Consider the following 23,447-nt stretch of genomic DNA (forward strand, 5'->3'; position numbering starts at 1 on the left):
TTTCTCTTTCCCTTAAATTCGTATGTTCAGTGTCGTTCGCGGATTAGGCTTCAACGATTGCCAGGATGTCGCTTTCAGACATGATCAACACTTCTTCATTGTCGATCTTCTCAGATTTAACACCGTAGCCATCGTTGAAAATGACGATATCGCCGACTTTCACGTCCAGCGGCTGTACAGAACCGTTGTCCAGGATGCGACCCTTACCGACAGCGATGATTTCGCCACGAGTTGATTTACCTGCAGCGGAACCGGTCAGTACGATGCCACCAGCAGATTTGGATTCAACTTCTTTACGTTTGACGATCACACGATCATGTAACGGACGAATACTCATTGATAGCTCTCCTTTGAGAAAGTCTTTATCAGTTATGGGTGACGCCGGCCCGTAAACGGTATCCCGGCTAGTGACCAGAGAGATGGGGATGGGCTTTTGTGCCTTCAAGGGGGCAAGCGAAAAAAAATTTTTATCAGCAGAAAATCCCGTCAAAACACCGACACGCCTCACATTTCATAACGATTTCAGCTACGTCGTCATAAGCAAATCCGATTGTGATACCATCGAAAATCTGCGCTGTAGCCCGGTACATGGGCATAACCGGATAACAACTTATGAGCGGATTAAAACAAGAGCTGGGACTGGCTCAAGGCGTTGGCCTGTTGTCGACATCATTGTTAGGTACAGGCGTTTTCGCCGTCCCCGCACTTGCCGCGCTGGTTGCTGGCAACAACAGCCTGTGGGCATGGCCGGTGCTGATCGTTTTAGTCTTTCCGGTGGCGATTGTCTTTGCCGTACTCGGTCGCCATTTTCCCAGCGCAGGCGGCGTGGCGCATTTTGTCGGCATGGCCTTTGGCTCACGGCTTGAGCGCGTTACCGGGTGGCTTTTTTTATCGGTAATTCCAGTGGGGTTACCTGCGGCGTTGCACATTGCCGCCGGATTCGGCCAGGCAATGTTTGGCTGGCATGGTTGGCAGCTTCTGTTAGCAGAGCTCGGCACGCTGGTATTGGTCTGGTACATCGGTTCGCGGGGTGCCAGCTCCAGCGCAAACCTGCAAACGGTGATTGCCGGACTGATCGTCGCGCTGATTGTCGCCATCTGGTGGGCTGGCGAGTTGAAACCGAGTGAGATCCCCTTTCCTGCCATCGACAAAATTGAGTTTCCCGGGCTTTTTGCCGCGCTGTCGGTGATGTTCTGGTGCTTTGTTGGCCTTGAAGCGTTCGCACACCTGGCCTCTGAATTCAAAAATCCGGAGCGGGATTTCCCACGCGCGCTGATGATAGGTCTGCTACTGGCCGGTTCCGTGTACTGGGCATGTACCGTCGTTGTACTTCATTTTGGTGCGTACGGAGAGCAGATGGCGGCGGCGGCATCGCTGCCTGAAATCGTCGTTCAACTGTTTGGCGTTCACGCCCTGTGGGTTGCCTGCATCATTGGTTATTTGGCCTGCTTTGCCAGCCTGAACATTTATATCCAAAGTTTCGCCCGTCTGGTGTGGTCGCAAGCACAATATAAACCTGAGAGCTGTCTGGCTCGTCTATCCCCTCGCCATCTTCCGGGCAATGCGCTAAACGCCGTATTGGGCTGCTGCGTCGTCAGTACATTGTGCATCTATATGCTGCAAATCAATCTCGACGCGTTAATCATCTACGCTAACGGCATCTTTATTATGATTTATCTGCTGTGCATGCTGGCGGGATGTCGATTACTGAAAGGACAATACCGCGCGCTGGCGGTTATTGGCGGTCTTCTGTGTCTGCTGCTGTTAGCGATGGTAGGCTGGAAGAGCCTGTATGCGCTGATTATGCTGGCAGGGCTGTGGCTGTTTTTACCGAGCCGGAAAATGGCTGAGGCCAAATAAGCAATAAGAAAGCCCGGTAGCACTTACCGGGCCTGCAGGGTCAGTCGCGACGATCGTCGTCTTTATGATCAAGACGGTTGCGCTCATCGTCTTTACGCTGAAATTCACCGTCGAAGGTCTCACCTCCACCGGTTCCGGCACTAAATCCACCACCTGGCATACGCGAAAAACGCAAATGTGGCAGCAACTTCATGGTCAAATGTTTCTGCACCGGAGGTAATAAAAGAAGAAGACCGAGGAAATCGGTGAAGAAACCAGGCAACACCAACAGCAAGCCGGCGATAATCAGCGACACGCTCTTGATCATTTCTGCAGCCGGACTTTCACCTGCTGCCATTTTCTGTTGCATCAGTAAAAAGTTCTTAAACCCCTGGTTACGAACCAGAGACATACCGATAACCGAGGTAAAAATAACCAAAATCAGCGTCATCAGGACACCCAGCACATGGGCAACCTGGATAAAAATAGATATCTCTATGTAAACGTAGAGAAAAATGGCAAGTAATGGTATCCAGCGCAAAGGGCTCTCCTGTTGAAAACAGTCGTTTTCACCAACAACTGCTCGAAAATTGTGTGACTTGCATCACTCTAATATTGGGGTGATTAGCAAAATTTCAAGCTGCTTGTACACTAATATTTGGTGTTAATCCTAAAGGGGTGATCTATTTCACAGAATAATAAATAAGGGGTAAATTCCACGCTTTAAGTGATCCAGATTACGGTAGAAATCCTGAACCAGCATATGATCTCGGGTATCAGACCGATGCAGGGGATAATCGTCGGTCGAGAAACAATCGAAATCACATATATCCTGTGTGTTTAGTCAAATCATTGGCAGCTTGAAAAAGAAGGTTCACATGTTAAACAACATTCGTATCGAAGAAGACTTGTTGGGTACCAGGGAAGTTCCAGCGGACGCTTACTATGGTGTCCACACTCTGAGAGCGATTGAAAACTTCTACATTAGCAACAACAAAATCAGTGACATTCCTGAATTTGTTCGCGGCATGGTAATGGTTAAAAAGGCAGCGGCACTGGCCAACAAAGAGCTGCAAACTATTCCTAAGAGCGTGGCAAATGCCATCATCGCGGCGTGTGATGAAGTCCTGAATAACGGAAAATGCATGGATCAGTTCCCGGTAGATGTTTACCAGGGTGGTGCGGGTACCTCCGTCAACATGAACACCAACGAAGTGCTGGCCAATATCGGTCTGGAACTGATGGGTCACCAGAAAGGTGAATATCAGTACCTGAACCCGAACGACCACGTCAACAAATGTCAGTCTACCAACGACGCTTACCCGACCGGTTTCCGTATCGCTGTTTACGCATCCATCATCAAACTGATTGATGCTCTGAACCAGCTGCGTGAAGGCTTCGAGCAAAAAGCTGTTGAATTCCAGGACATCCTGAAAATGGGTCGTACCCAGCTGCAGGATGCTGTACCGATGACCCTCGGTCAGGAATTCCGTGCTTTCAGCGTACTGTTGAAAGAAGAAGTGAAAAACATTGGCCGTACCGCTGAGCTGCTGCTGGAGGTTAACCTCGGCGCAACTGCAATCGGTACGGGTCTGAACACACCGAAAGAGTACTCTCCGCTGGCAGTGCAAAAACTGGCTGAAGTGACCGGTTTCGCCTGCGTTCCTGCAGAAGACCTGATTGAAGCCACCTCCGACTGCGGCGCATACGTTATGGTGCACGGTGCACTGAAACGTCTGGCTGTGAAAATGTCCAAAATCTGTAACGACCTGCGTTTGCTCTCCTCTGGCCCACGTGCCGGCCTGAATGAGATCAACCTGCCGGAACTGCAGGCGGGCTCTTCCATCATGCCAGCAAAAGTGAACCCGGTTGTTCCAGAAGTTGTAAACCAGGTGTGCTTTAAAGTCATCGGTAACGACGTCACTGTTACCATGGCATCTGAAGCAGGTCAGCTGCAGCTGAACGTAATGGAACCTGTTATCGGCCAGGCAATGTTCGAATCTATCCACATTCTGAGCAATGCTTGCTACAACCTGCTGGAAAAATGCGTTAGCGGCATCACTGCTAACAAAGAAGTGTGTGAAGCATTCGTTTATAACTCCATCGGTATCGTCACCTACCTCAACCCGTTCATCGGTCACCACAACGGCGATATCGTCGGTAAAATTTGTGCCGAAACCGGTAAGAGCGTGCGTGAAGTTGTCCTGGAGCGCGGTCTGTTGACCGAGGCAGAACTGGACGATATCTTCTCTGCACAGAACCTGATGCACCCGGCTTATAAAGCAAAACGTTATACTGATGAAAGCGAACAGTAATCGTGTAGGGTAGTACCAGAGAGGGCACGTCATGATGACGTGCCTTTTTTCTTGCACCAAGTTACTTAAAAACAACAATTTAATATCAACTTGTTAAACAACAAGGAAGGCTAATATGATAGTTTTAGAACTTATCATCGTTTTGCTGGCAATCTTTTTGGGTGCCAGACTTGGGGGTATCGGTATTGGATTTGCAGGTGGGCTGGGTGTTCTGGTTCTCGCCGCTATTGGCGTAAAACCGGGTAATATTCCGTTCGATGTTATTTCCATTATCATGGCGGTTATCGCTGCTATCTCCGCCATGCAGATTGCCGGTGGTCTGGACTATCTGGTCCATCAAACTGAAAAACTGCTGCGTAAGAACCCGAAATACATCACAATCCTTGCACCGATCGTGACCTATTTCCTGACTATCTTTGCCGGTACCGGCAACATCTCTCTGGCAACGCTGCCAGTTATCGCTGAAGTCGCGAAGGAGCAAGGGATCAAACCTTGCCGTCCGCTCTCTACCGCAGTGGTTTCTGCACAGATTGCGATTACCGCATCACCTATCTCAGCGGCCGTGGTTTACATGTCTTCCGTCATGGAAGGTCATGGTATCAGCTACATTCACCTGCTGTCAGTGGTCATTCCGTCTACCCTGCTGGCCGTTCTGGTGATGTCCTTCCTGGTCACCGCACTGTTCAACTCCAAACTGTCTGACGACCCGATTTATCGTAAGCGTCTGGAAGAAGGTCTGGTTGAACTGCGCGGTGAAAGACAAGTTGAAATCAAAGCTGGCGCGAAAACCTCCGTTTGGTTGTTCCTGCTGGGCGTGGTTTGCGTCGTTGTTTACGCCATCGTCAACAGCCCAAGCCTTGGCCTGGTCGCTAAACCGCTGATGAACACCACCAACGCCATTCTGATCATCATGTTGAGCATCGCGACGCTGACGACAATCATCTGCCGCGTTGAAACTGACTCCATCCTGAACTCCAGCACCTTCAAAGCCGGTATGAGCGCCTGTATTTGTATCCTGGGTGTTGCATGGCTGGGTGATACCTTCGTATCTCACAACATTGACTGGATCAAAGATACTGCAGGTAGCGTAATTCAGGGTCATCCGTGGCTGCTGGCTGTCATCTTCTTCTTTGCTTCTGCTCTGCTGTATTCTCAGGCTGCAACGGCTAAAGCACTGATGCCGATGGCTCTGGCACTGAACGTTTCTCCACTGACCGCTGTAGCGTCTTTCGCTGCGGTTTCTGGCCTGTTCATTCTGCCTACCTACCCAACTCTGGTTGCGGCGGTTCAGATGGATGACACCGGTACTACCCGTATCGGTAAATTCGTCTTTAACCATCCGTTCTTCATCCCGGGTACTCTGGGTGTGGTTCTGGCTGTCTGCTTCGGCTTCTTGCTGGGTAGCTTCATGCTGTAAGTTTTACCTGCGGGGTGCTTAGGCATCCCGCAGTACCTCCCCGCCTCGCTTTAACTAACATCCTTCCCTCGTCCGTTGTATAGTTACCGTTCTCTTGCTGGTTACTCTGTTCTTTCGAGGTGTTTATGCTTGATGTTAAGAGTCAGGATATCTCCATCCCCGATACCGTTGTGGTGCTCTGTACCGCCCCGGATGAAGCGACCGCCCAGGATCTGGCTGCAAAAGTACTGGCAGAAAAACTGGCCGCCTGCGTGACGCTGCTGCCCGGTGCAACGTCTCTCTATTATTGGGAGGGTAAGCTGGAGCAGGAATATGAAGTCCAGATGATTTTAAAAACTACCGTCACGCACCAGCAAGCGCTTCTCGATTGCCTGAAGTCTCATCATCCATATCAAACCCCTGAACTTCTGGTTTTACCCGTCACTCACGGAGACTTTGATTACCGCTCATGGCTCAACGCATCCTTACGCTGATCCTGCTGCTATGCAGCACATCCACTTTTGCCGGATTATTTGATTCGCCTGGCCGCTCGCAGTTTGTCCCTGCCGACCGGGCATTTATTTTTGATTTTCAGCAAAACCAACATGACCTGAACTTCTCATGGCAGGTAAAAGACGGCTACTACCTGTACCGCAAACAGATAAGCATTACACCGTCTCAGGCTGATATTGCCGAGGTAAAGCTACCGCCAGGCGTCTGGCATGAAGATGAGTTTTACGGCAAAAGTGAAATTTACCGTAAGCAGTTGAACGTTCCGGTAACGATCAATCAGGCCGCATCTGGTGCAACGCTGACCGTTACTTACCAGGGCTGTGCCGATGCCGGATTTTGCTATCCGCCGGAAACCAAAACCGTTCCACTCAGTGAAGTCATGGCTCGTACAGATGCGACGCCTACACCAACGCCTGATACAGTCGCCCCGGAAAAACAATCACAGCCAGCCGCCCAACTCCCCTTTTCCGCACTGTGGGCATTGCTGATCGGGATTGGCATTGCCTTTACCCCCTGTGTATTGCCGATGTATCCACTGATTTCCGGGATCGTACTCGGCGGTAAACAACGCTTATCAACCGGGCGGGCTCTGCTGCTGACCTTTATCTACATACAGGGAATGGCGCTCACCTATACCGCGCTGGGTCTGGTCGTTGCGGCTGCCGGGCTACAGTTTCAGGCCGCGCTACAGCATCCCTATGTATTGATTGGGCTTGCCATTGTCTTTACGCTGCTGGCTCTGTCGATGTTTGGCCTGTTCACGCTGCAGCTCCCTTCATCGTTGCAGACGCGTCTCACATTGATGAGCAACCGCCAGCAAGGCGGCTCTCCTGGTAGCGTCTTTGCGATGGGAGCGATTGCCGGCCTCATCTGTTCCCCTTGCACCACAGCCCCGCTAAGCGCGATTTTGCTGTATATCGCTCAGAGCGGGAACATGTGGCTGGGAGGCGGCACGCTGTATCTGTACGCACTGGGGATGGGATTACCCCTGATGCTGATTACCGTATTTGGTAACCGCCTGCTGCCTAAAAGTGGCCCATGGATGGAACATGTCAAAACCGCTTTTGGTTTCGTCATCCTTGCGCTTCCCGTCTTTTTACTCGAACGCATTATTGGCGACGAATGGGGCATTCGCTTATGGTCACTGTTAGGCGTCGCGTTCTTTGGCTGGGCGTTCATCACCAGCCTGCAGGCAAAGCACGCCTGGATGCGTATCGTGCAGATTGTCCTGTTAGCCGCAGCACTGGTATGCGTGCGTCCACTGCAAGACTGGGCGTTCGGCGCGCCGCATACTCAAACCCAGGCACACCTTAACTTCACGCCGGTGGCATCGGTAGATGCGTTAAATCAAGCGCTGGAGCAAGCTAAAGGCAGGCCAGTCATGCTGGATCTGTATGCCGACTGGTGTGTAGCCTGTAAGAAATTTGAAAAGTACACGTTCAGTACTCCGCAGGTTCAGCAAGCGCTAGGCAACACGGTGCTGTTGCAAGCGGATGTGACAGCAAACAATGCCCAGGATGTCGCTCTGCTGAAACACCTACAGGTTTTAGGTTTGCCGACTATCTTGTTCTTTGATGCCGAGGGAAAAGAGCATCCGGAGGCCCGGGTAACGGGTTTTATGGATGCCGCGACCTTCAGCGCACATTTGCGCGATCGCCAACCGTGAGCGACACTTGCAACAGGAAATACGGAGGAGAATACCGTGCAACGTGAAGATGTCCTGGGAGAAGCCCTGAAATTACTTGAGGTTCAAGGGATAGCCAATACCACACTGGAAATGGTGGCAGAGCATGTCAATTATCCACTTGATGAACTGCAACGCTTCTGGCCTGATAAAGAGGCCATTCTGTACGATGCCTTGCGTTACCTCAGTCAACGGGTGGATATCTGGCGGCGTCAGCTTTTGCTGGATGACACGCTGAGCGCTGAGCAGAAACTACTGGCACGCTATAACGCGCTGTCCGAATGCGTGAGTAATAATCGCTATCCAGGCTGCCTGTTCATCGCTGCCTGCACGTTTTACCCCGATCCAGGCCATCCTGTCCATCAGTTGGCCGATCAACAGAAAAAGGCTGCACATGACTTCACCCATGAGCTGCTGACGACGCTGGAAGTTGATGACCCGGCAATGGTCGCCAAACAGATGGAACTGGTGCTGGAGGGCTGCCTGAGTCGCATGCTGGTTAATCGCAGCCATGCTGATGTAGAAACAGCACATCGTCTGGCCGAAGATATCCTGCGTTTTGCTCAGTGTCGTATGGGTGGGGCGCTGACCTAAGCGCACAATGCTTATTGGAGAGCGCGAGACTGGGGCACCTCCCTATTTTGTTCAATCTTCAGGCACAAATGCGTAGATTGCCGCAATATTAAGCGGTTGAACGGTTTTCCCCGAAATTTAATTGACTGACCGACGTGAATACGGTTTAATGCGCCCCGTTGCCCGGATAGCTCAGTCGGTAGAGCAGGGGATTGAAAATCCCCGTGTCCTTGGTTCGATTCCGAGTCCGGGCACCACTATTTAGAAGAACCAGCCTACGGGCTGGTTTTTTGCTTTTGTGGTTCTGATACTTTCCAATCGCTCATCCCTCAATATCCATACAGCACACCCCCTCACAAAATCCGCACGAACGATTAGCCGTACCCGTGTGCAAGCAGACATCTGGATTCTATAAGAAGATGGGATTTAGCGTGACGGGACGGACGGAAGTGGACGACCGTACCCGTTACTCAGCCTCGTACACGGGTAGCCGTACTTATTGCCTGATGCGCTGCGCTTATCAGGCCTACAAAATACGTTCAGCCCGGCGCAGGCCGGATAAGGCGCAGGCCGGATAAGGCGCAGGCCGGATAAGGCGCAGGCCGGATAAGGCGGTACACCGCATCCGGCAATGTGCACCCCGCACAGACGCAAAAAAGCCCATCCGTCAGGATGGGCTTCTTCACTTTAATTGATGCCTGGCAGTTTATGGCGGGCGTCCTGCCCGCCACCCTCCGGGCCGTTGCTGCGCAACGTTCAAATCCGCTCCCGGCGGATTTGTCCTGCTCAGGAGAGCGCTCACCGACAGACCACAGATAAAACAAAAGGCCCGGTCTTTCGACCGGGCCTTTTGCTTTTATTTGATGCCTGGCAGTTCCCTACTCTCGCATGGGGAGACCCCACACTACCATCGGCGCTACGGCGTTTCACTTCTGAGTTCGGCATGGGGTCAGGTGGGACCACCGCGCTACAGCCGCCAGGCAAATTCTGTTTATCAGACCGCTTTATGCGTTCTGATGTCATCTGTAATCAATGCTGAAAATCGTCTCAATTCCGCCAAAACACCTTCGGCGTTGTAAGGTTAAGCCTCACGGTTCATTAGTATCGGTTAGCTCAATGTATCGCTACACTTACACACCCGACCTATCAACGTCATCGTCTTTAACGTTCCTTCAGGAGACTTAAAGTCTCAGGGAGAACTCATCTCGGGGCAAGTTTCGTGCTTAGATGCTTTCAGCACTTATCTCTTCCGCATTTAGCTACCGGGCAATGCCATTGGCATGACAACCCGAACACCAGTGATGCGTCCACTCCGGTCCTCTCGTACTAGGAGCAGCCCCCCTCAATTCTCCAGCGCCCACGGCAGATAGGGACCGAACTGTCTCACGACGTTCTAAACCCAGCTCGCGTACCACTTTAAATGGCGAACAGCCATACCCTTGGGACCTACTTCAGCCCCAGGATGTGATGAGCCGACATCGAGGTGCCAAACACCGCCGTCGATATGAACTCTTGGGCGGTATCAGCCTGTTATCCCCGGAGTACCTTTTATCCGTTGAGCGATGGCCCTTCCATTCAGAACCACCGGATCACTAAGACCTGCTTTCGCACCTGCTCGAGCCGTCACTCTCGCAGTCAAGCTAGCTTATGCCTTTGCACTAACCTCCTGATGTCCGACCAGGATTAGCTAACCTTCGTGCTCCTCCGTTACTCTTTAGGAGGAGACCGCCCCAGTCAAACTACCCACCAGACACTGTCCGCAACCCGGATTACGGGTCCACGTTAGAACACCAGCCATTAAAGGGTGGTATTTCAAGGTTGGCTCCATGCAGACTGGCGTCCACACTTCAAAGCCTCCCACCTATCCTACACATCAAGGACCAGTGTTCAGTGTCAAGCTATAGTAAAGGTTCACGGGGTCTTTCCGTCTTGCCGCGGGTACACTGCATCTTCACAGCGAGTTCAATTTCACTGAGTCTCGGGTGGAGACAGCCTGGCCATCATTACGCCATTCGTGCAGGTCGGAACTTACCCGACAAGGAATTTCGCTACCTTAGGACCGTTATAGTTACGGCCGCCGTTTACCGGGGCTTCGATCAAGAGCTTCTCCTTACGGATAACCCCATCAATTAACCTTCCGGCACCGGGCAGGCGTCACACCGTATACGTCCACTTTCGTGTTTGCACAGTGCTGTGTTTTTAATAAACAGTTGCAGCCAGCTGGTATCTTCGACTGATTTCAGCTCCATGAGTAAATCACTTCACCTACATATCAGCGTGCCTTCTCCCGAAGTTACGGCACCATTTTGCCTAGTTCCTTCACCCGAGTTCTCTCAAGCGCCTTGGTATTCTCTACCTGACCACCTGTGTCGGTTTGGGGTACGATTTCGTGTTACCTGATGCTTAGAGGCTTTTCCTGGAAGCAGGGCATTTGTTACTTCAGCACCGTAGTGCCTCGTCATCACACCTCAGCGTTAAAAAGGTACCGGATTTACCTGGAACCTCCGCCTACATGCTTAAACCGGGACAACCGTCGCCCGGCTAACATAGCCTTCTCCGTCCCCCCTTCGCAGTAACACCAAGTACAGGAATATTAACCTGTTTCCCATCGACTACGCCTTTCGGCCTCGCCTTAGGGGTCGACTCACCCTGCCCCGATTAACGTTGGACAGGAACCCTTGGTCTTCCGGCGTGCGGGTTTTTCACCCGCATTATCGTTACTTATGTCAGCATTCGCACTTCTGATACCTCCAGCATGCCTCACGACACACCTTCAACGGCTTACAGAACGCTCCCCTACCCAACAACACATAGTGTCGCTGCCGCAGCTTCGGTGCACAGTTTAGCCCCGTTACATCTTCCGCGCAGGCCGACTCGACCAGTGAGCTATTACGCTTTCTTTAAATGATGGCTGCTTCTAAGCCAACATCCTGGCTGTCTGTGCCTTCCCACATCGTTTCCCACTTAACTGTGACTTTGGGACCTTAGCTGGCGGTCTGGGTTGTTTCCCTCTTCACGACGGACGTTAGCACCCGCCGTGTGTCTCCCGTGATAACATTCTTCGGTATTCGCAGTTTGCATCGGGTTGGTAAGTCGGGATGACCCCCTAGCCGAAACAGTGCTCTACCCCCGAAGATGAGTTCACGAGGCGCTACCTAAATAGCTTTCGGGGAGAACCAGCTATCTCCCGGTTTGATTGGCCTTTCACCCCCAGCCACAAGTCATCCGCTAATTTTTCAACATTAGTCGGTTCGGTCCTCCAGTTAGTGTTACCCAACCTTCAACCTGCCCATGGCTAGATCACCGGGTTTCGGGTCTATACCCTGCAACTTAACGCCCAGTTAAGACTCGGTTTCCCTTCGGCTCCCCTATTCGGTTAACCTTGCTACAGAATATAAGTCGCTGACCCATTATACAAAAGGTACGCAGTCACCCCATAAAGAGGCTCCCACTGCTTGTACGTACACGGTTTCAGGTTCTTTTTCACTCCCCTCGCCGGGGTTCTTTTCGCCTTTCCCTCACGGTACTGGTTCACTATCGGTCAGTCAGGAGTATTTAGCCTTGGAGGATGGTCCCCCCATATTCAGACAGGATACCACGTGTCCCGCCCTACTCTTCGAGTTCACAACCTGTGCATTTTGGTGTACGGGACTATCACCCTGTACCGTCGGACTTTCCAGACCGTTCCACTAACACACAAGCTGATTCAGACTCTGGGCTGCTCCCCGTTCGCTCGCCGCTACTGGGGGAATCTCGGTTGATTTCTTTTCCTCGGGGTACTTAGATGTTTCAGTTCCCCCGGTTCGCTTCATTACGCTATGTATTCACGTAATGATAGTGTGTCGAAACACACTGGGTTTCCCCATTCGGAAATCGCCGGTTATAACGGTTCATATCACCTTACCGACGCTTATCGCAGATTAGCACGTCCTTCATCGCCTCTGACTGCCAGGGCATCCACCGTGTACGCTTAGTCGCTTAACCTCACAACCCGAAGATGTTTCGTAAAACACCACCGTGTTGCGAAAATTTGAGAGACTCGAACACACCATTTTTCATTTCTTATTACGGAGAAATGAAACAGTGTGTCGTTTCAATTTTCAGCTTGATCCAGATTTTTAAAGAGCAAATATCTCAAACGTCACCCGAAGGTAAGTTTTGAGATATTAGGGCCGGCGACTTTCACTCACACAAACCAGCAAGTGGCGTCCCCTAGGGGATTCGAACCCCTGTTACCGCCGTGAAAGGGCGGTGTCCTGGGCCTCTAGACGAAGGGGACGTGTCAGTCTCAATCGCAAGACGCCTTGCTATTTACTTTTCATCAGACAATCTGTGTGAGCACTACAAAGAACGTTTCTTTAAGGTAAGGAGGTGATCCAACCGCAGGTTCCCCTACGGTTACCTTGTTACGACTTCACCCCAGTCATGAATCACAAAGTGGTAAGCGCCCTCCCGAAGGTTAAGCTACCTACTTCTTTTGCAACCCACTCCCATGGTGTGACGGGCGGTGTGTACAAGGCCCGGGAACGTATTCACCGTGGCATTCTGATCCACGATTACTAGCGATTCCGACTTCATGGAGTCGAGTTGCAGACTCCAATCCGGACTACGACGCACTTTATGAGGTCCGCTTGCTCTCGCGAGGTCGCTTCTCTTTGTATGCGCCATTGTAGCACGTGTGTAGCCCTACTCGTAAGGGCCATGATGACTTGACGTCATCCCCACCTTCCTCCAGTTTATCACTGGCAGTCTCCTTTGAGTTCCCGACCGAATCGCTGGCAACAAAGGATAAGGGTTGCGCTCGTTGCGGGACTTAACCCAACATTTCACAACACGAGCTGACGACAGCCATGCAGCACCTGTCTCAGAGTTCCCGAAGGCACCAATCCATCTCTGGAAAGTTCTCTGGATGTCAAGAGTAGGTAAGGTTCTTCGCGTTGCATCGAATTAAACCACATGCTCCACCGCTTGTGCGGGCCCCCGTCAATTCATTTGAGTTTTAACCTTGCGGCCGTACTCCCCAGGCGGTCGACTTAACGCGTTAGCTCCGGAAGCCACGCCTCAAGGGCACAACCTCCAAGTCGACATCGTTTACGGCGTGGACTACCAGGGTATCTAATCCTGTTTGCTCCCCACGCTTTCGCACCTGAGCGTCAGTCTTTGTCCAGGGGGCCGCCTTCGCCACCGGTATTCCTCCAGATCTCTACGCATTTCACCGCTACACCTGGAATTCTACCCCCCTCTACAAGACTCTAGCCTGCCAGTTTCGGATGCAGTTCCCAGGTTGAGCCCGGGGATTTCACATCCGACTTGACAGACCGCCTGCGTGCGCTTTACGCCCAGTAATTCCGATTAACGCTTGCACCCTCCGTATTACCGCGGCTGCTGGCACGGAGTTAGCCGGTGCTTCTTCTGCGAGTAACGTCAATTGCTGAGGTTATTAACCTCAACACCTTCCTCCTCGCTGAAAGTACTTTACAACCCGAAGGCCTTCTTCATACACGCGGCATGGCTGCATCAGGCTTGCGCCCATTGTGCAATATTCCCCACTGCTGCCTCCCGTAGGAGTCTGGACCGTGTCTCAGTTCCAGTGTGGCTGGTCATCCTCTCAGACCAGCTAGGGATCGTCGCCTAGGTGAGCCGTTACCCCACCTACTAGCTAATCCCATCTGGGCACATCCGATGGCAAGAGGCCCGAAGGTCCCCCTCTTTGGTCTTGCGACGTTATGCGGTATTAGCTACCGTTTCCAGTAGTTATCCCCCTCCATCGGGCAGTTTCCCAGACATTACTCACCCGTCCGCCACTCGTCACCCGAGAGCAAGCTCTCTGTGCTACCGTTCGACTTGCATGTGTTAGGCCTGCCGCCAGCGTTCAATCTGAGCCATGATCAAACTCTTCAATTTAAGTTTGATGCTCGTGAATTAAACTTCGTAATGAATTACGTGTTCACTCAGAGACTTGGTATTCATTTTTCGTCTTGCGACGTTAAGAATCCGTATCTTCGAGTGCCCACACAGATTGTCTGATAAATTGTTAAAGAGCAGTTGCGACGCGCTTTAGCGCTCTGTCGCGAGGTGGCGTATATTACGCTTTCCTCTTTCAGAGTCAACCCTCATTTTCAGGTTTTTCTCTTCAACCGGCCCGGCTGTTTGTGTGAAGTGATTCACATCCGCCGTGTCGATGGAGGCGCATTATAGGGAGTTTCCCTCAGCCCGCAACCCTTAAATGACAGAAAAATGACTGACTGCTGCAATCCCCAGCAGAACCCCGCCTTATACCCATTTACACACAGAGTTATCCACAAAGCCGTCAATATTTCCTGCATCACATCCCGGAAAAAGAAGAAACCAACATTGAATCCTCTTTTCTATATAGAAAGAAAATAACGGATGCCCATTTTCTACTACATATATAAGAAGGGATGGCGGCGGGAATGCCCGAATCCCCCTACTACCTTTGAATTACGTACCTCATCGGGCGATAATACCCGCACAAACAGTGATTCCAGGACGGCGATGAGACACCCTCTGCAACGAACGGCTATACGCAAACGCCCGATGAAACTCGGCACAACCGTGATCCTCATGGTCAGCGCGGTCCTCTTCTCTGTGCTGCTCGTCGTTCATTTGATTTACTTCTCGCAAATCAGCAACACGACACGTGATGCCTTAGCAGACAAAGCGCTTGCGGTCGCGCGAACGTTGGCAAACTCTCCTGAAATCCGCGAGGGGCTCAAGAAAAAGCCTGAGGACAGCGGCATCCAGGCAATTGCTCAAGCGGTAAATAAGCGCAACGATTTTTTATTCATCGTTGTCACGGATATGAAAAGCATTCGTTATTCGCACCCTGAAGCACAACGTATCGGCCAACCGTTTAAAGGCGACGATATCCTGTTGGCGTTACAGGGCAAAGAGAACGTTGCCATTAATCGCGGCTTTCTGGCTAAAGCGCTACGCGTTTTCACCCCTATTTATGACGATCATCACCAGCAGATTGGGGTTGTGTCGATCGGTCTCGAGTTAAGCAGGGTCACCGAACAGATCAATAACAGCCGCGGCAGTATCTTTTGGTCTATCTTATTTGGTGTTCTGGTTGGGTTACTAGGTACCTGGGTATTGGTGAAGGTTCTCAAACGCATTCTGTTTGGTCTGGAGCCTTATGAAATATCCAACCTGTTCGAACAGCGCCAGGCGATGCTGCACTCTATAAAGGAGGGGGTCATTGCCGTTGATGATAGTGGTGAGGTCACGCTAATAAACCAGGCCGCCCAGGAGCTATTGGATTACCGAAAGTCGCAGGATGATGCCCAACTCTCCACACTCAGCCATGCATGGTCTCAGGTAGTTGATCTTTCGCAGGTGCTACGTGATGGAACACCACGCCGTGATGAGGAGATCACGGTGAAGGACCGGCTGCTTTTAATCAACACCGTTCCAGTACTCAGCAATGGCAGAATCATCGGGGCAATTTCAACGTTCAGAGACAAGACTGAAGTCCGAAAACTCATGCAACGTCTGGACGGTATGGTTAACTATGCCGATGCACTTCGTGAACGATCCCACGAATTCATGAACAAGTTACACGTGATTCTGGGATTATTGCACCTGAAAAGTTATAAGCAGTTGGAAAATTATATCATTAAGACGGCCAACAATTATCAGGAAGAGATTGGCTCACTGTTAGGCAAAATAAAATCACCGGTGATCGCGGGCTTTTTACTCAGTAAGATTAATCGCACATCTGATTTAGGCCATAGCCTGATCATTAGTAATGAAAGCCAGTTGCCGGAAAATAGTAATGAAGATCAGGTGGCGGTGTTGATCACCGTGCTGGGTAATTTGATTGAAAACGCCCTGGAGGCGCTAGGTCAAGAACCGGGGGGTGAGATCAGCGTATCCTTACATTATCGACACGGCTGGTTGCATTGCGAAGTGAATGACGATGGTCCGGGGATCGCCCCCGAACGCATTGACCACATCTTTGAGAAGGGCGTCTCGTCAAAAGGAACCGAACGAGGCGTCGGTTTAGCACTTGTGAAACAGCAGGTTGAAAACGTTGGCGGCAATATTTCCGTCGAATCCGAACCTGGGGTCTTCACCCAATTTTTTGTACAGTTACCGTGGAATGGTGAGAGGGCCAGCAGATGATCAATGTCTTAATTGTCGATGACGATGCAATGGTAGCGGAGTTAAACCGCCGTTATGTCGCGCAGCTGTCTGGTTTTCATTGCTGCGGAACGGCCTCTACTCTCGAAAAAGCCAAAGAGATCATCTTTCATGGCGAACATCGTATTGACCTGATTCTACTGGATATTTATATGCAGAAAGAAAACGGTCTGGACCTGTTACCCATTCTGCACAGCGAAGGCTGTAAATGTGATGTCATCGTCATCTCCTCCGCCGCCGATGCGACAACCATTAAAGACTCACTCCACTACGGTGTCGTTGATTATCTGATCAAACCATTTCAGGCCTCACGCTTTGAAGAAGCCTTAACCAACTGGCTGCAGAAGAAAACGGATATGGAGAAGCATCAGTACTATGAACAGTCAGAGCTTGACCAACTGATTCATGGTAGCTCTTCCAGCGAGCAGGAAACGCGGCGCTTACCCAAGGGGCTGACACCACAAACGTTACGTACGCTGTGCCAGTGGATTGATGAGCACCAGGACCAGGAATTCTCCACGGATGAACTGGCGAACGAGGTCAATATCTCCCGGGTCTCATGCCGCAAATACCTTATCTGGCTCGTCAATTGTCATATCTTATTTACCAGTATCCATTATGGTGTTACTGGCCGACCGGTTTACCGCTACCGCGTTCAGGCTGAGCATTACTCATTACTTAAACAATACTGCCAATAAAACGCTCCCCCAGGGATTATTCGTTATATAAAAGTAACAATTATTAAAATAATGAAAAATCCCTTTTCATCCCGCTAAAACAGATAAATAGTTAATTTGCGTTAGATCAAATATATTTGTATCAAACATGTTAAATTCATTATTTTGTTATTGATAAACATCACACTGTTTTTAATTTCAAAATCGCTAACAAAAGTTAATTAAGTATTAACTAACTCACAGAGTGTGTATTTTTACTCCTAAAGGATTAGTCTGAATTTCATCAGACATAAAAATCTAGACTGGTAGCAATGGAGACCATGCTACGTACTATGGACACCGTACATTTTTGTGAGCAAATAAACGTATCCGTACGCCAGACTCATTACCACATGACATGGCGTGACCGCGATCACATAAAGAATACACTCACCTGGTATACCGGTGTTTTACGTAATAGCGGACAATGTAGAACCAACGGTCAGCCCCCGGAAAACCGGTGTAAGCCAGCCCAACTACAGCGTCAGCCGCAGCGCTTCATAACCAGCCCTACTTCCCATCGCCTGAGGATTCTCTCCTCTGATCAATGCCATAGAAAAAAGCTAAATATTTCCAAAAAGTTATAAATACATTCTAGCCAGACATTTAAACATTAATCGCAAATACGGACATATCGAATACTGACCATTTTTTGATGCTTATTCCGGCAAAAAAGAATGTGCCACAGATCCATTTTTCAAAAAATTGACTGGGTTTTTCGCGAGGGTAAATAAAATGTTATTTAGTATACAACTTCTCATAATATTAATATGTTTGTTTTATGGTGCCAGAAAGGGCGGTATCGCGCTGGGTTTGTTAGGCGGTATCGGCCTGGTTATTCTGGTTTTCGTGTTCCATCTCCAGCCGGGTAAACCCCCTGTTGATGTAATGCTGGTTATTATTGCCGTGGTGGCCGCTTCTGCAACCTTGCAAGCCTCCGGCGGTCTTGACGTTATGCTGCAAATTGCTGAAAAGCTGCTGCGTCGTAACCCAAAATACGTTTCTATCGTAGCACCATTTGTTACCTGTACCCTGACTATCCTGTGCGGTACCGGCCACGTGGTGTACACCATTCTGCCGATCATTTATGACGTCGCCATTAAGAACAATATTCGCCCGGAACGCCCAATGGCGGCGAGTTCTATCGGTGCACAGATGGGGATTATCGCCAGTCCGGTTTCTGTAGCCGTTGTCTCGCTGGTTGCGATGCTGGGTAACGTGACATTTGAAGGCAAGCACCTCGAATTCCTCGACCTGCTTGGCATCACCATTCCGTCTACCCTGCTGGGTATCCTGGCTATCGGTATTTTCAGCTGGTTCCGTGGTAAAGATCTGGATAAAGACGAAGAGTTCCAGAAGTTTATTTCCGTACCTGAAAACCATCACTATGTGTATGGCGACACGGCAACACTGTTAGACAAAAAACTGCCGAAAAGTAACTGGCTGGCAATGTGGATCTTCCTCGCTGCCATCGCCGTTGTTGCCGTGCTCGGTGCAGTATCTGAACTGCGCCCTTCTTTTGGTGGCAAACCGCTGTCAATGGTCCTGGTTATCCAGATGTTCATGCTGCTGACTGGCGCATTGATTATCATCTTAACCAAAACGAATCCCGCATCTATCTCAAAAAATGAAGTCTTCCGTTCAGGTATGATCGCGATTGTTGCGGTGTACGGTATTGCCTGGATGGCCGAAACCATGTTCGGTGCGCATATGTCTGAAATTCAGGGCGTACTGGGCGAGATGGTGAAAGAACATCCGTGGGCCTATGCGATCGTCCTGCTGTTAGTCTCCAAGTTTGTAAACTCTCAGGCTGCAGCGCTGGCCGCTATCGTTCCAGTCGCACTGGCTATCGGGGTTGATCCAGCGTACATCGTTGCTTCTGCTCCGGCTTGTTACGGTTACTACATTCTGCCGACCTACCCGAGCGATCTGGCTGCTATTCAGTTTGACCGTTCAGGTACCACCCACATTGGCCGTTTCGTTATCAACCACAGCTTCATTCTGCCTGGTTTGATCGGCGTAAGCGTATCCTGTGTCTTTGGTTGGGTCTTCGCCGCAATGTACGGTTTCCTGTAATCACACTTCGCGTGCCGTCCGCTATGGTGCGGCACGCCACCGTTAAGACGCAGAGAATTTTTAAATTCCTGATAAAAATGAAAAGGCTGGAAGCAAATGTCAAAAGTTGAATTCACTTACCAGGCGGCTTTCCCACTGGGGGAAGACAAAACTGAGTACTACCTGCTGACATCCAATCACGTCAGCGTCGGCGAGTTTGAAGGCGAGTCAATCCTGAAAGTAGCGCCTGAAGCACTTACGCTACTGGCCCAGCAAGCCTTCCACGATGCCTCCTTCATGCTTCGCCCTGAACACCAACAGCAAGTCGCCTCCATACTCCATGATCCTGAAGCCAGCGAAAACGATAAGTATGTTGCGCTGCAATTCCTGAGAAACTCCGAGATTGCCGCCAAAGGCATATTGCCAACCTGTCAGGATACCGGCACGGCCATTATCATGGGTAAAAAAGGTCAACGTGTCTGGACCGGCGGCGGTGACGAAGCGGCGCTCTCCAGAGGCGTATTTAATACCTATATTGAAGATAACCTGCGCTACTCGCAAAACGCGGCGCTGGATATGTACAAAGAAGTGAATACCGGCACTAACCTGCCTGCGCAAATCGACCTGTACAGCGTGGACGGCGACGAATATAAATTCCTGTGCGTGGCAAAAGGCGGCGGTTCTGCCAACAAAACCTATCTGTATCAGGAAACGAAAGCACTGCTGACTCCCGGCAAACTGAAAAACTTCCTGGTTGAGAAAATGCGTACGCTGGGGACTGCAGCTTGCCCGCCGTACCATATCGCATTTGTAATTGGTGGTACGTCAGCAGAAAGCACCCTCAAAACGGTGAAACTGGCCAGCACACACTACTATGATGCGCTGCCGACTGAAGGTAACGCTCACGGTCAGGCATTCCGCGATCTGCAACTGGAACAAGAACTGCTGGAAGAAGCCCAGAAACTCGGCCTCGGCGCCCAGTTTGGCGGGAAATATTTCGCTCACGACATCCGCGTGATTCGACTGCCTCGCCACGGCGCATCCTGCCCGGTAGGCATGGGCGTTTCCTGCTCCGCAGACCGTAATATTAAGGCCAAGATTAACCGCGAAGGTATCTGGATCGAAAAACTGGAACATAATCCAGGCCAGTACATCCCGGAATCTCTGCGCCAGGCCGGCGAAGGCGAAGTGGTTAAAGTCGACCTTAACCGTCCGATGAAAGAGATCCTTGCCCAGCTTTCTCAGTACCCGGTATCCACCCGTCTGTCGCTGAGCGGTACAATCATTGTGGGTCGCGACATCGCCCACGCGAAGCTGAAAGAACGTATCGAGTCCGGCGAAGGTCTGCCGCAGTACGTGAAAGATCACCCGATCTACTACGCAGGCCCGGCGAAAACGCCGGCAGGTTACCCGTCCGGTTCTTTGGGTCCAACCACTGCGGGTCGTATGGACTCCTATGTTGACCTGCTGCAGTCCCATGGCGGCAGCATGATCATGCTGGCGAAAGGTAACCGCAGCCAACAAGTGACCGACGCCTGCCATAAACACGGCGGCTTCTACTTAGGTAGCATCGGTGGTCCGGCAGCTGTACTGGCGCAACAGAGCATTAAGCATCTGGAATGCGTGGAATACCCAGAGCTGGGAATGGAAGCTATCTGGAAAATCGAAGTTGAAGATTTCCCTGCTTTCATCCTGGTCGATGACAAAGGCAACGATTTCTTCCAGCAAATCGTGAGCAAACAATGCGCTAACTGCGCGAAGTAACCTATTCGGCCCGGCACTGGACTGACACCAAATTTTTGGGGCCAGCCCAGTGATCCCCCCGGGCCAACTTTATCCCCCCATTAACTGGCGTTGAATTTTTGCCGTTCACAGTGAATAGTAATATTTTCCATTACTTGTGAATTCGCCATGCTCCGCACACTGAATCCTGTAATACTGAACACTGGCGCTATAGTGCTGGCGCTGATCCTTATCTACACTGGCTTCTGTGCCACCGAAAAATTGACCTGGCTGATGGAAGTGACGCCGGTCATTATTGTTGTGCCATTGCTGCTCGCCACCATGAAGCGCTACCCGCTGACTCCCATGCTCTACACGCTTATCTTCTTTCATGCCATCATTTTGATGGTTGGCGGCATGTATACCTATGCCAAAGTCCCCATTGGTTTTGAAGTGCAGGCGTGGTTGGATCTCAGTCGCAACCCCTATGACAAACTGGGTCATTTTTTCCAGGGACTGGTGCCAGCGCTGACGGCAAGAGAGATTTTAGTCCGCGGCAATATTGTCCGCGGCCGCAAGATGTTAGCGTTTTTAGTCTGCTGCGTAGCACTGGCAATCAGCGCCACCTATGAGCTCATTGAATGGTGGGCGGCACTGGCGATGGGGCAAGGCGCAGATGACTTCCTGGGTACGCAGGGCGATCCATGGGATACCCAGTCGGATATGTTCTGCGCCCTGCTCGGCGCGCTAACGACAGTGCTTGTACTGGCGCGAGTTCACTGTGCACAGCTGCGTCGCTACGGACTGGTAATCGCCAACTAAATATACATACTGCCGGATGTCGATAACGTTCATCCGGCAGACGCAAGATGGACCTTATTGATGCAACCAGGCCGGCAACCACTCACCGTGCGCGTCAATCAGATCATCCACCAACGCATAAATCTCTTCAATCCCTAATACCGCAGCGGTATGCGGATCCATCATCGCCGCGTGATAAATACGATCGCGATTCTCCGTCAGAATAGCTTCCGTCAGCAGGGTTTGAACATTGATATTCGTTTGCATCATCGCCGCCAAATGAGACGGGAGAGCCCCCACTTTTATCGGCTGAATACCATTGGCATCAACCAAACAAGCCACCTCGACACAACAACCCTGCGGCAGGTTATCGATCAGGTTGTCGTTACGAACATTGCCATACACCACGCTGGGTTCTCCGGTCCAGATAGCGTTCATGATTGTGCTGGCATATTCCCTTGACGGTTTGATATCAATGCGCGCCGTCGTTTTGTACTCTTCCAGCTCTTGATGCCAGTTCGCCAGTTGCTCTACACAGCGCTTCGGATATTCATCCAGCGGAATCTTATAGCGCTCAATCAGATCTTCACGACCCGGTTTGATAAACCACGGCGTGTATTCAGCAAAGTGTTCCGACGACTCGGTGACGAAATACCCCAATTTTTTGAACATTTCATAACGCACAATGTTCTGGCAGCGAGTATTGCCGTGGATATTCGGTTTCGGGACCTGGCCTGTTGCATAAGCTGCCAGCAGTTCCGGATAGAGATCGACATAGGTCCCATCAGCCGTTTTACGCTCCAGTTGCAGATAAAACGCCATATGGTTGATCCCGGCGCTGCGATAACGCAAAGAAGCAGGATCAATATCCAGATCCCGCGCCAACTCTTCCGCCGTTCCCTGCACCGAATGACATAACCCAACCTGTTTAATATGCGGATAGCGTGCATACATTGCCCAGGTGTTCATCGCCATGGGATTAACATAATTAAGCAGGGTGGCATGCGGGCAGACGTCGGTCATATCCTCGCAAATCTGCCATAAATGCGGAATCGTACGCAGCGCGCGCATAATGCCACCAGGCCCCAATGTGTCGGCTATCGTTTGTTCCAGACCGTGGCGTTTGCACACGGAAAAATCGGTCACGGTACACGGCTCGTAACCGCCAATCTGGAAAGCGACTATTACAAAATCGGCATCCTGCAATGCCGTTTTTTGATCGGTATAGCAAGTGATCTGGCCGCAAGCGCCAGCCGAGTCCATCAGCTTACGCACCACAATATGCGACTCTTCCAGGCGGGCTGCATCGATATCCATTAAAGCAATATGTGCGGATTTCAGCGCATCGCGGTGAAAGACATCTCCGAGAATATTCTTCACGAAAATCGTCGATCCCGCGCCGATAAAAGTAATTTTGGGTGCAGACATCATGACTCTCCAGAACGTGGGGTGATGACGCCATGGTGGCATGAGGACGCAAGAAAAACGTCCGGCTTCTGTACCGAGTACTCCCAGAAACTCAGTTCGCCTTTTCGTTCGGGCGAAAACTGAGTTTCTGGGATAATTTTTGCCGAAAAGCAGAGTATACGGGTTCAAAAAAGCACACTACCCGGTAATGGTGACCTGATTTGCGCGCCGATTCGCAGTCTTATCCGCTGAAAAATGGC

The 23,447-nt window shown here is 50.8% G+C and carries 14 protein-coding genes, 2 tRNA genes, 3 rRNA genes and 1 pseudogene; 13 read left to right on the forward strand and 7 right to left on the reverse strand.

The genetic code is table 11. The features are described from left to right. Positions 1-43: 43 nt before the first annotated feature. A complete protein-coding gene (locus G8S19_RS20185; RefSeq protein ID WP_005120976.1) occupies positions 44-337 on the reverse strand; it encodes a co-chaperone GroES in 294 nt (97 codons plus the stop codon). 275 nt (positions 338-612) lie between these two features. On the opposite strand from G8S19_RS20185, the gene yjeH reads away from it, so the two are divergent. Further along, the gene (gene yjeH / locus G8S19_RS20190) at positions 613-1,860 is read left to right on the forward strand and encodes an L-methionine/branched-chain amino acid transporter (protein ID WP_048212917.1); all 1,248 of its coding nucleotides are present in this window, start codon (positions 613-615) and stop codon (positions 1,858-1,860) included. A gap of 40 nt (positions 1,861-1,900) precedes the next feature. Here yjeH and G8S19_RS20195 read toward each other — a convergent pair whose 3' ends face one another. Beyond that, positions 1,901-2,380, reverse strand: a complete 480-nt coding sequence (locus tag G8S19_RS20195) for an FxsA family protein (protein WP_048212918.1) — start codon at positions 2,378-2,380, stop codon at positions 1,901-1,903. Between the two features lie 337 nt (positions 2,381-2,717). Between G8S19_RS20195 and aspA the strand changes: the two genes are divergently transcribed. The 7 genes and pseudogenes from aspA to G8S19_RS20230 all read left to right on the forward strand — a co-directional run. Beyond that, a complete protein-coding gene (aspA, locus tag G8S19_RS20200; RefSeq protein ID WP_048212919.1) occupies positions 2,718-4,154 on the forward strand; it encodes an aspartate ammonia-lyase in 1,437 nt (478 codons plus the stop codon). A gap of 115 nt (positions 4,155-4,269) precedes the next feature. Then, the gene (dcuA, locus tag G8S19_RS20205; protein ID WP_003830670.1) at positions 4,270-5,571 is read left to right on the forward strand and encodes an anaerobic C4-dicarboxylate transporter DcuA; all 1,302 of its coding nucleotides are present in this window, start codon (positions 4,270-4,272) and stop codon (positions 5,569-5,571) included. Positions 5,572-5,696: 125 nt separating this feature from the next. Further along, complete coding sequence (gene cutA / locus G8S19_RS20210; RefSeq protein ID WP_003025447.1) at positions 5,697-6,044, forward strand: divalent cation tolerance protein CutA; 348 nt, start codon at positions 5,697-5,699, stop codon at positions 6,042-6,044. Next, complete coding sequence (locus tag G8S19_RS20215; RefSeq protein ID WP_253685800.1) at positions 6,020-7,729, forward strand: protein-disulfide reductase DsbD; 1,710 nt, start codon at positions 6,020-6,022, stop codon at positions 7,727-7,729. Before cutA ends, G8S19_RS20215 begins: the two co-directional genes overlap by 25 nt. 36 nt (positions 7,730-7,765) lie before the next feature. Further along, positions 7,766-8,341, forward strand: a complete 576-nt coding sequence (locus G8S19_RS20220; protein ID WP_101743244.1) for a transcriptional regulator — start codon at positions 7,766-7,768, stop codon at positions 8,339-8,341. Between the two features lie 160 nt (positions 8,342-8,501). Beyond that, positions 8,502-8,577, forward strand: a tRNA-Phe gene (locus G8S19_RS20225). 138 nt (positions 8,578-8,715) lie between these two features. Beyond that, positions 8,716-8,810 (forward strand): annotated as a pseudogene (locus tag G8S19_RS20230) (GNAT family N-acetyltransferase); the annotation flags it as partial. A 375-nt stretch (positions 8,811-9,185) separates the two neighbouring features. Here G8S19_RS20230 and rrf read toward each other — a convergent pair. The 4 genes from rrf to G8S19_RS20250 all read right to left on the reverse strand — a co-directional run bounded on the left by rrf (position 9,186) and on the right by G8S19_RS20250 (position 14,224). Continuing rightward, positions 9,186-9,301, reverse strand: a 5S ribosomal RNA gene (gene rrf, locus G8S19_RS20235). A 96-nt stretch (positions 9,302-9,397) separates the two neighbouring features. After that, positions 9,398-12,304, reverse strand: a 23S ribosomal RNA gene (locus G8S19_RS20240). A 219-nt stretch (positions 12,305-12,523) separates the two neighbouring features. Next, positions 12,524-12,599: transfer RNA gene (locus G8S19_RS20245), tRNA-Glu, on the reverse strand. Positions 12,600-12,684: 85 nt separating this feature from the next. Continuing rightward, positions 12,685-14,224: ribosomal RNA gene (locus G8S19_RS20250) — 16S ribosomal RNA — on the reverse strand. Together the 16S, 23S and 5S rRNA genes with 1 tRNA gene alongside form the textbook arrangement of a ribosomal RNA operon. Before the next feature lie 612 nt (positions 14,225-14,836). On the opposite strand from G8S19_RS20250, the gene G8S19_RS20255 reads away from it, so the two are divergent. The 5 genes from G8S19_RS20255 to G8S19_RS20275 all read left to right on the forward strand — a co-directional run bounded on the left by G8S19_RS20255 (position 14,837) and on the right by G8S19_RS20275 (position 21,801). Beyond that, a complete protein-coding gene (locus G8S19_RS20255) occupies positions 14,837-16,468 on the forward strand; it encodes a sensor histidine kinase (protein ID WP_048213859.1) in 1,632 nt (543 codons plus the stop codon). Then, positions 16,465-17,184 (forward strand): two-component system response regulator DcuR, encoded by a 720-nt coding sequence (gene dcuR / locus G8S19_RS20260; protein WP_048213860.1) that lies wholly within the window; start codon positions 16,465-16,467, stop codon positions 17,182-17,184. The genes G8S19_RS20255 and dcuR overlap by 4 nt, the downstream gene beginning before the upstream one ends. A 753-nt stretch (positions 17,185-17,937) precedes the next feature. After that, the gene (gene dcuB / locus G8S19_RS20265) at positions 17,938-19,278 is read left to right on the forward strand and encodes an anaerobic C4-dicarboxylate transporter DcuB (RefSeq protein WP_048213861.1); all 1,341 of its coding nucleotides are present in this window, start codon (positions 17,938-17,940) and stop codon (positions 19,276-19,278) included. A gap of 96 nt (positions 19,279-19,374) precedes the next feature. After that, positions 19,375-21,021 (forward strand): class I fumarate hydratase FumA, encoded by a 1,647-nt coding sequence (gene fumA / locus G8S19_RS20270; protein ID WP_124021044.1) that lies wholly within the window; start codon positions 19,375-19,377, stop codon positions 21,019-21,021. Between the two features lie 147 nt (positions 21,022-21,168). Next, a complete protein-coding gene (locus tag G8S19_RS20275; protein WP_048213863.1) occupies positions 21,169-21,801 on the forward strand; it encodes a DUF2238 domain-containing protein in 633 nt (210 codons plus the stop codon). Positions 21,802-21,855: 54 nt separating this feature from the next. Here the strand turns inward: G8S19_RS20275 and G8S19_RS20280 are convergent, their stop codons facing one another. Next, positions 21,856-23,211, reverse strand: a complete 1,356-nt coding sequence (locus G8S19_RS20280) for an alpha-glucosidase/alpha-galactosidase (RefSeq protein ID WP_253685802.1) — start codon at positions 23,209-23,211, stop codon at positions 21,856-21,858. Positions 23,212-23,447: the final 236 nt, after the last annotated feature.

Source organism: Citrobacter sp. SX206 (genome assembly GCF_024181025.1).
Taxonomy (GTDB): Bacteria; Pseudomonadota; Gammaproteobacteria; order Enterobacterales; family Enterobacteriaceae; genus Citrobacter; species Citrobacter youngae.

Excerpts from the sequence above, each read along its gene's own strand:
- dcuR (WP_048213860.1), top strand. The coding sequence starts at position 16,465 with ATGATCAATGTCTTAATTGTCGATGACGATGCAATGGTAGCGGAGTTA.
- cutA (WP_003025447.1), top strand. The coding sequence starts at position 5,697 with ATGCTTGATGTTAAGAGTCAGGATATCTCCATCCCCGATACCGTTGTG.
- aspA (WP_048212919.1), top strand. The coding sequence starts at position 2,718 with ATGTTAAACAACATTCGTATCGAAGAAGACTTGTTGGGTACCAGGGAA.
- yjeH (WP_048212917.1), top strand. The coding sequence starts at position 613 with ATGAGCGGATTAAAACAAGAGCTGGGACTGGCTCAAGGCGTTGGCCTG.
- G8S19_RS20215 (WP_253685800.1), top strand. The coding sequence starts at position 6,020 with ATGGCTCAACGCATCCTTACGCTGATCCTGCTGCTATGCAGCACATCC.
- dcuB (WP_048213861.1), top strand. The coding sequence starts at position 17,938 with ATGTTATTTAGTATACAACTTCTCATAATATTAATATGTTTGTTTTAT.
- dcuA (WP_003830670.1), top strand. The coding sequence starts at position 4,270 with ATGATAGTTTTAGAACTTATCATCGTTTTGCTGGCAATCTTTTTGGGT.
- G8S19_RS20280 (WP_253685802.1), bottom strand. The coding sequence starts at position 23,211 with ATGATGTCTGCACCCAAAATTACTTTTATCGGCGCGGGATCGACGATT.
- G8S19_RS20275 (WP_048213863.1), top strand. The coding sequence starts at position 21,169 with ATGCTCCGCACACTGAATCCTGTAATACTGAACACTGGCGCTATAGTG.
- fumA (WP_124021044.1), top strand. The coding sequence starts at position 19,375 with ATGTCAAAAGTTGAATTCACTTACCAGGCGGCTTTCCCACTGGGGGAA.
- G8S19_RS20255 (WP_048213859.1), top strand. The coding sequence starts at position 14,837 with ATGAGACACCCTCTGCAACGAACGGCTATACGCAAACGCCCGATGAAA.
- G8S19_RS20185 (WP_005120976.1), bottom strand. The coding sequence starts at position 337 with ATGAGTATTCGTCCGTTACATGATCGTGTGATCGTCAAACGTAAAGAA.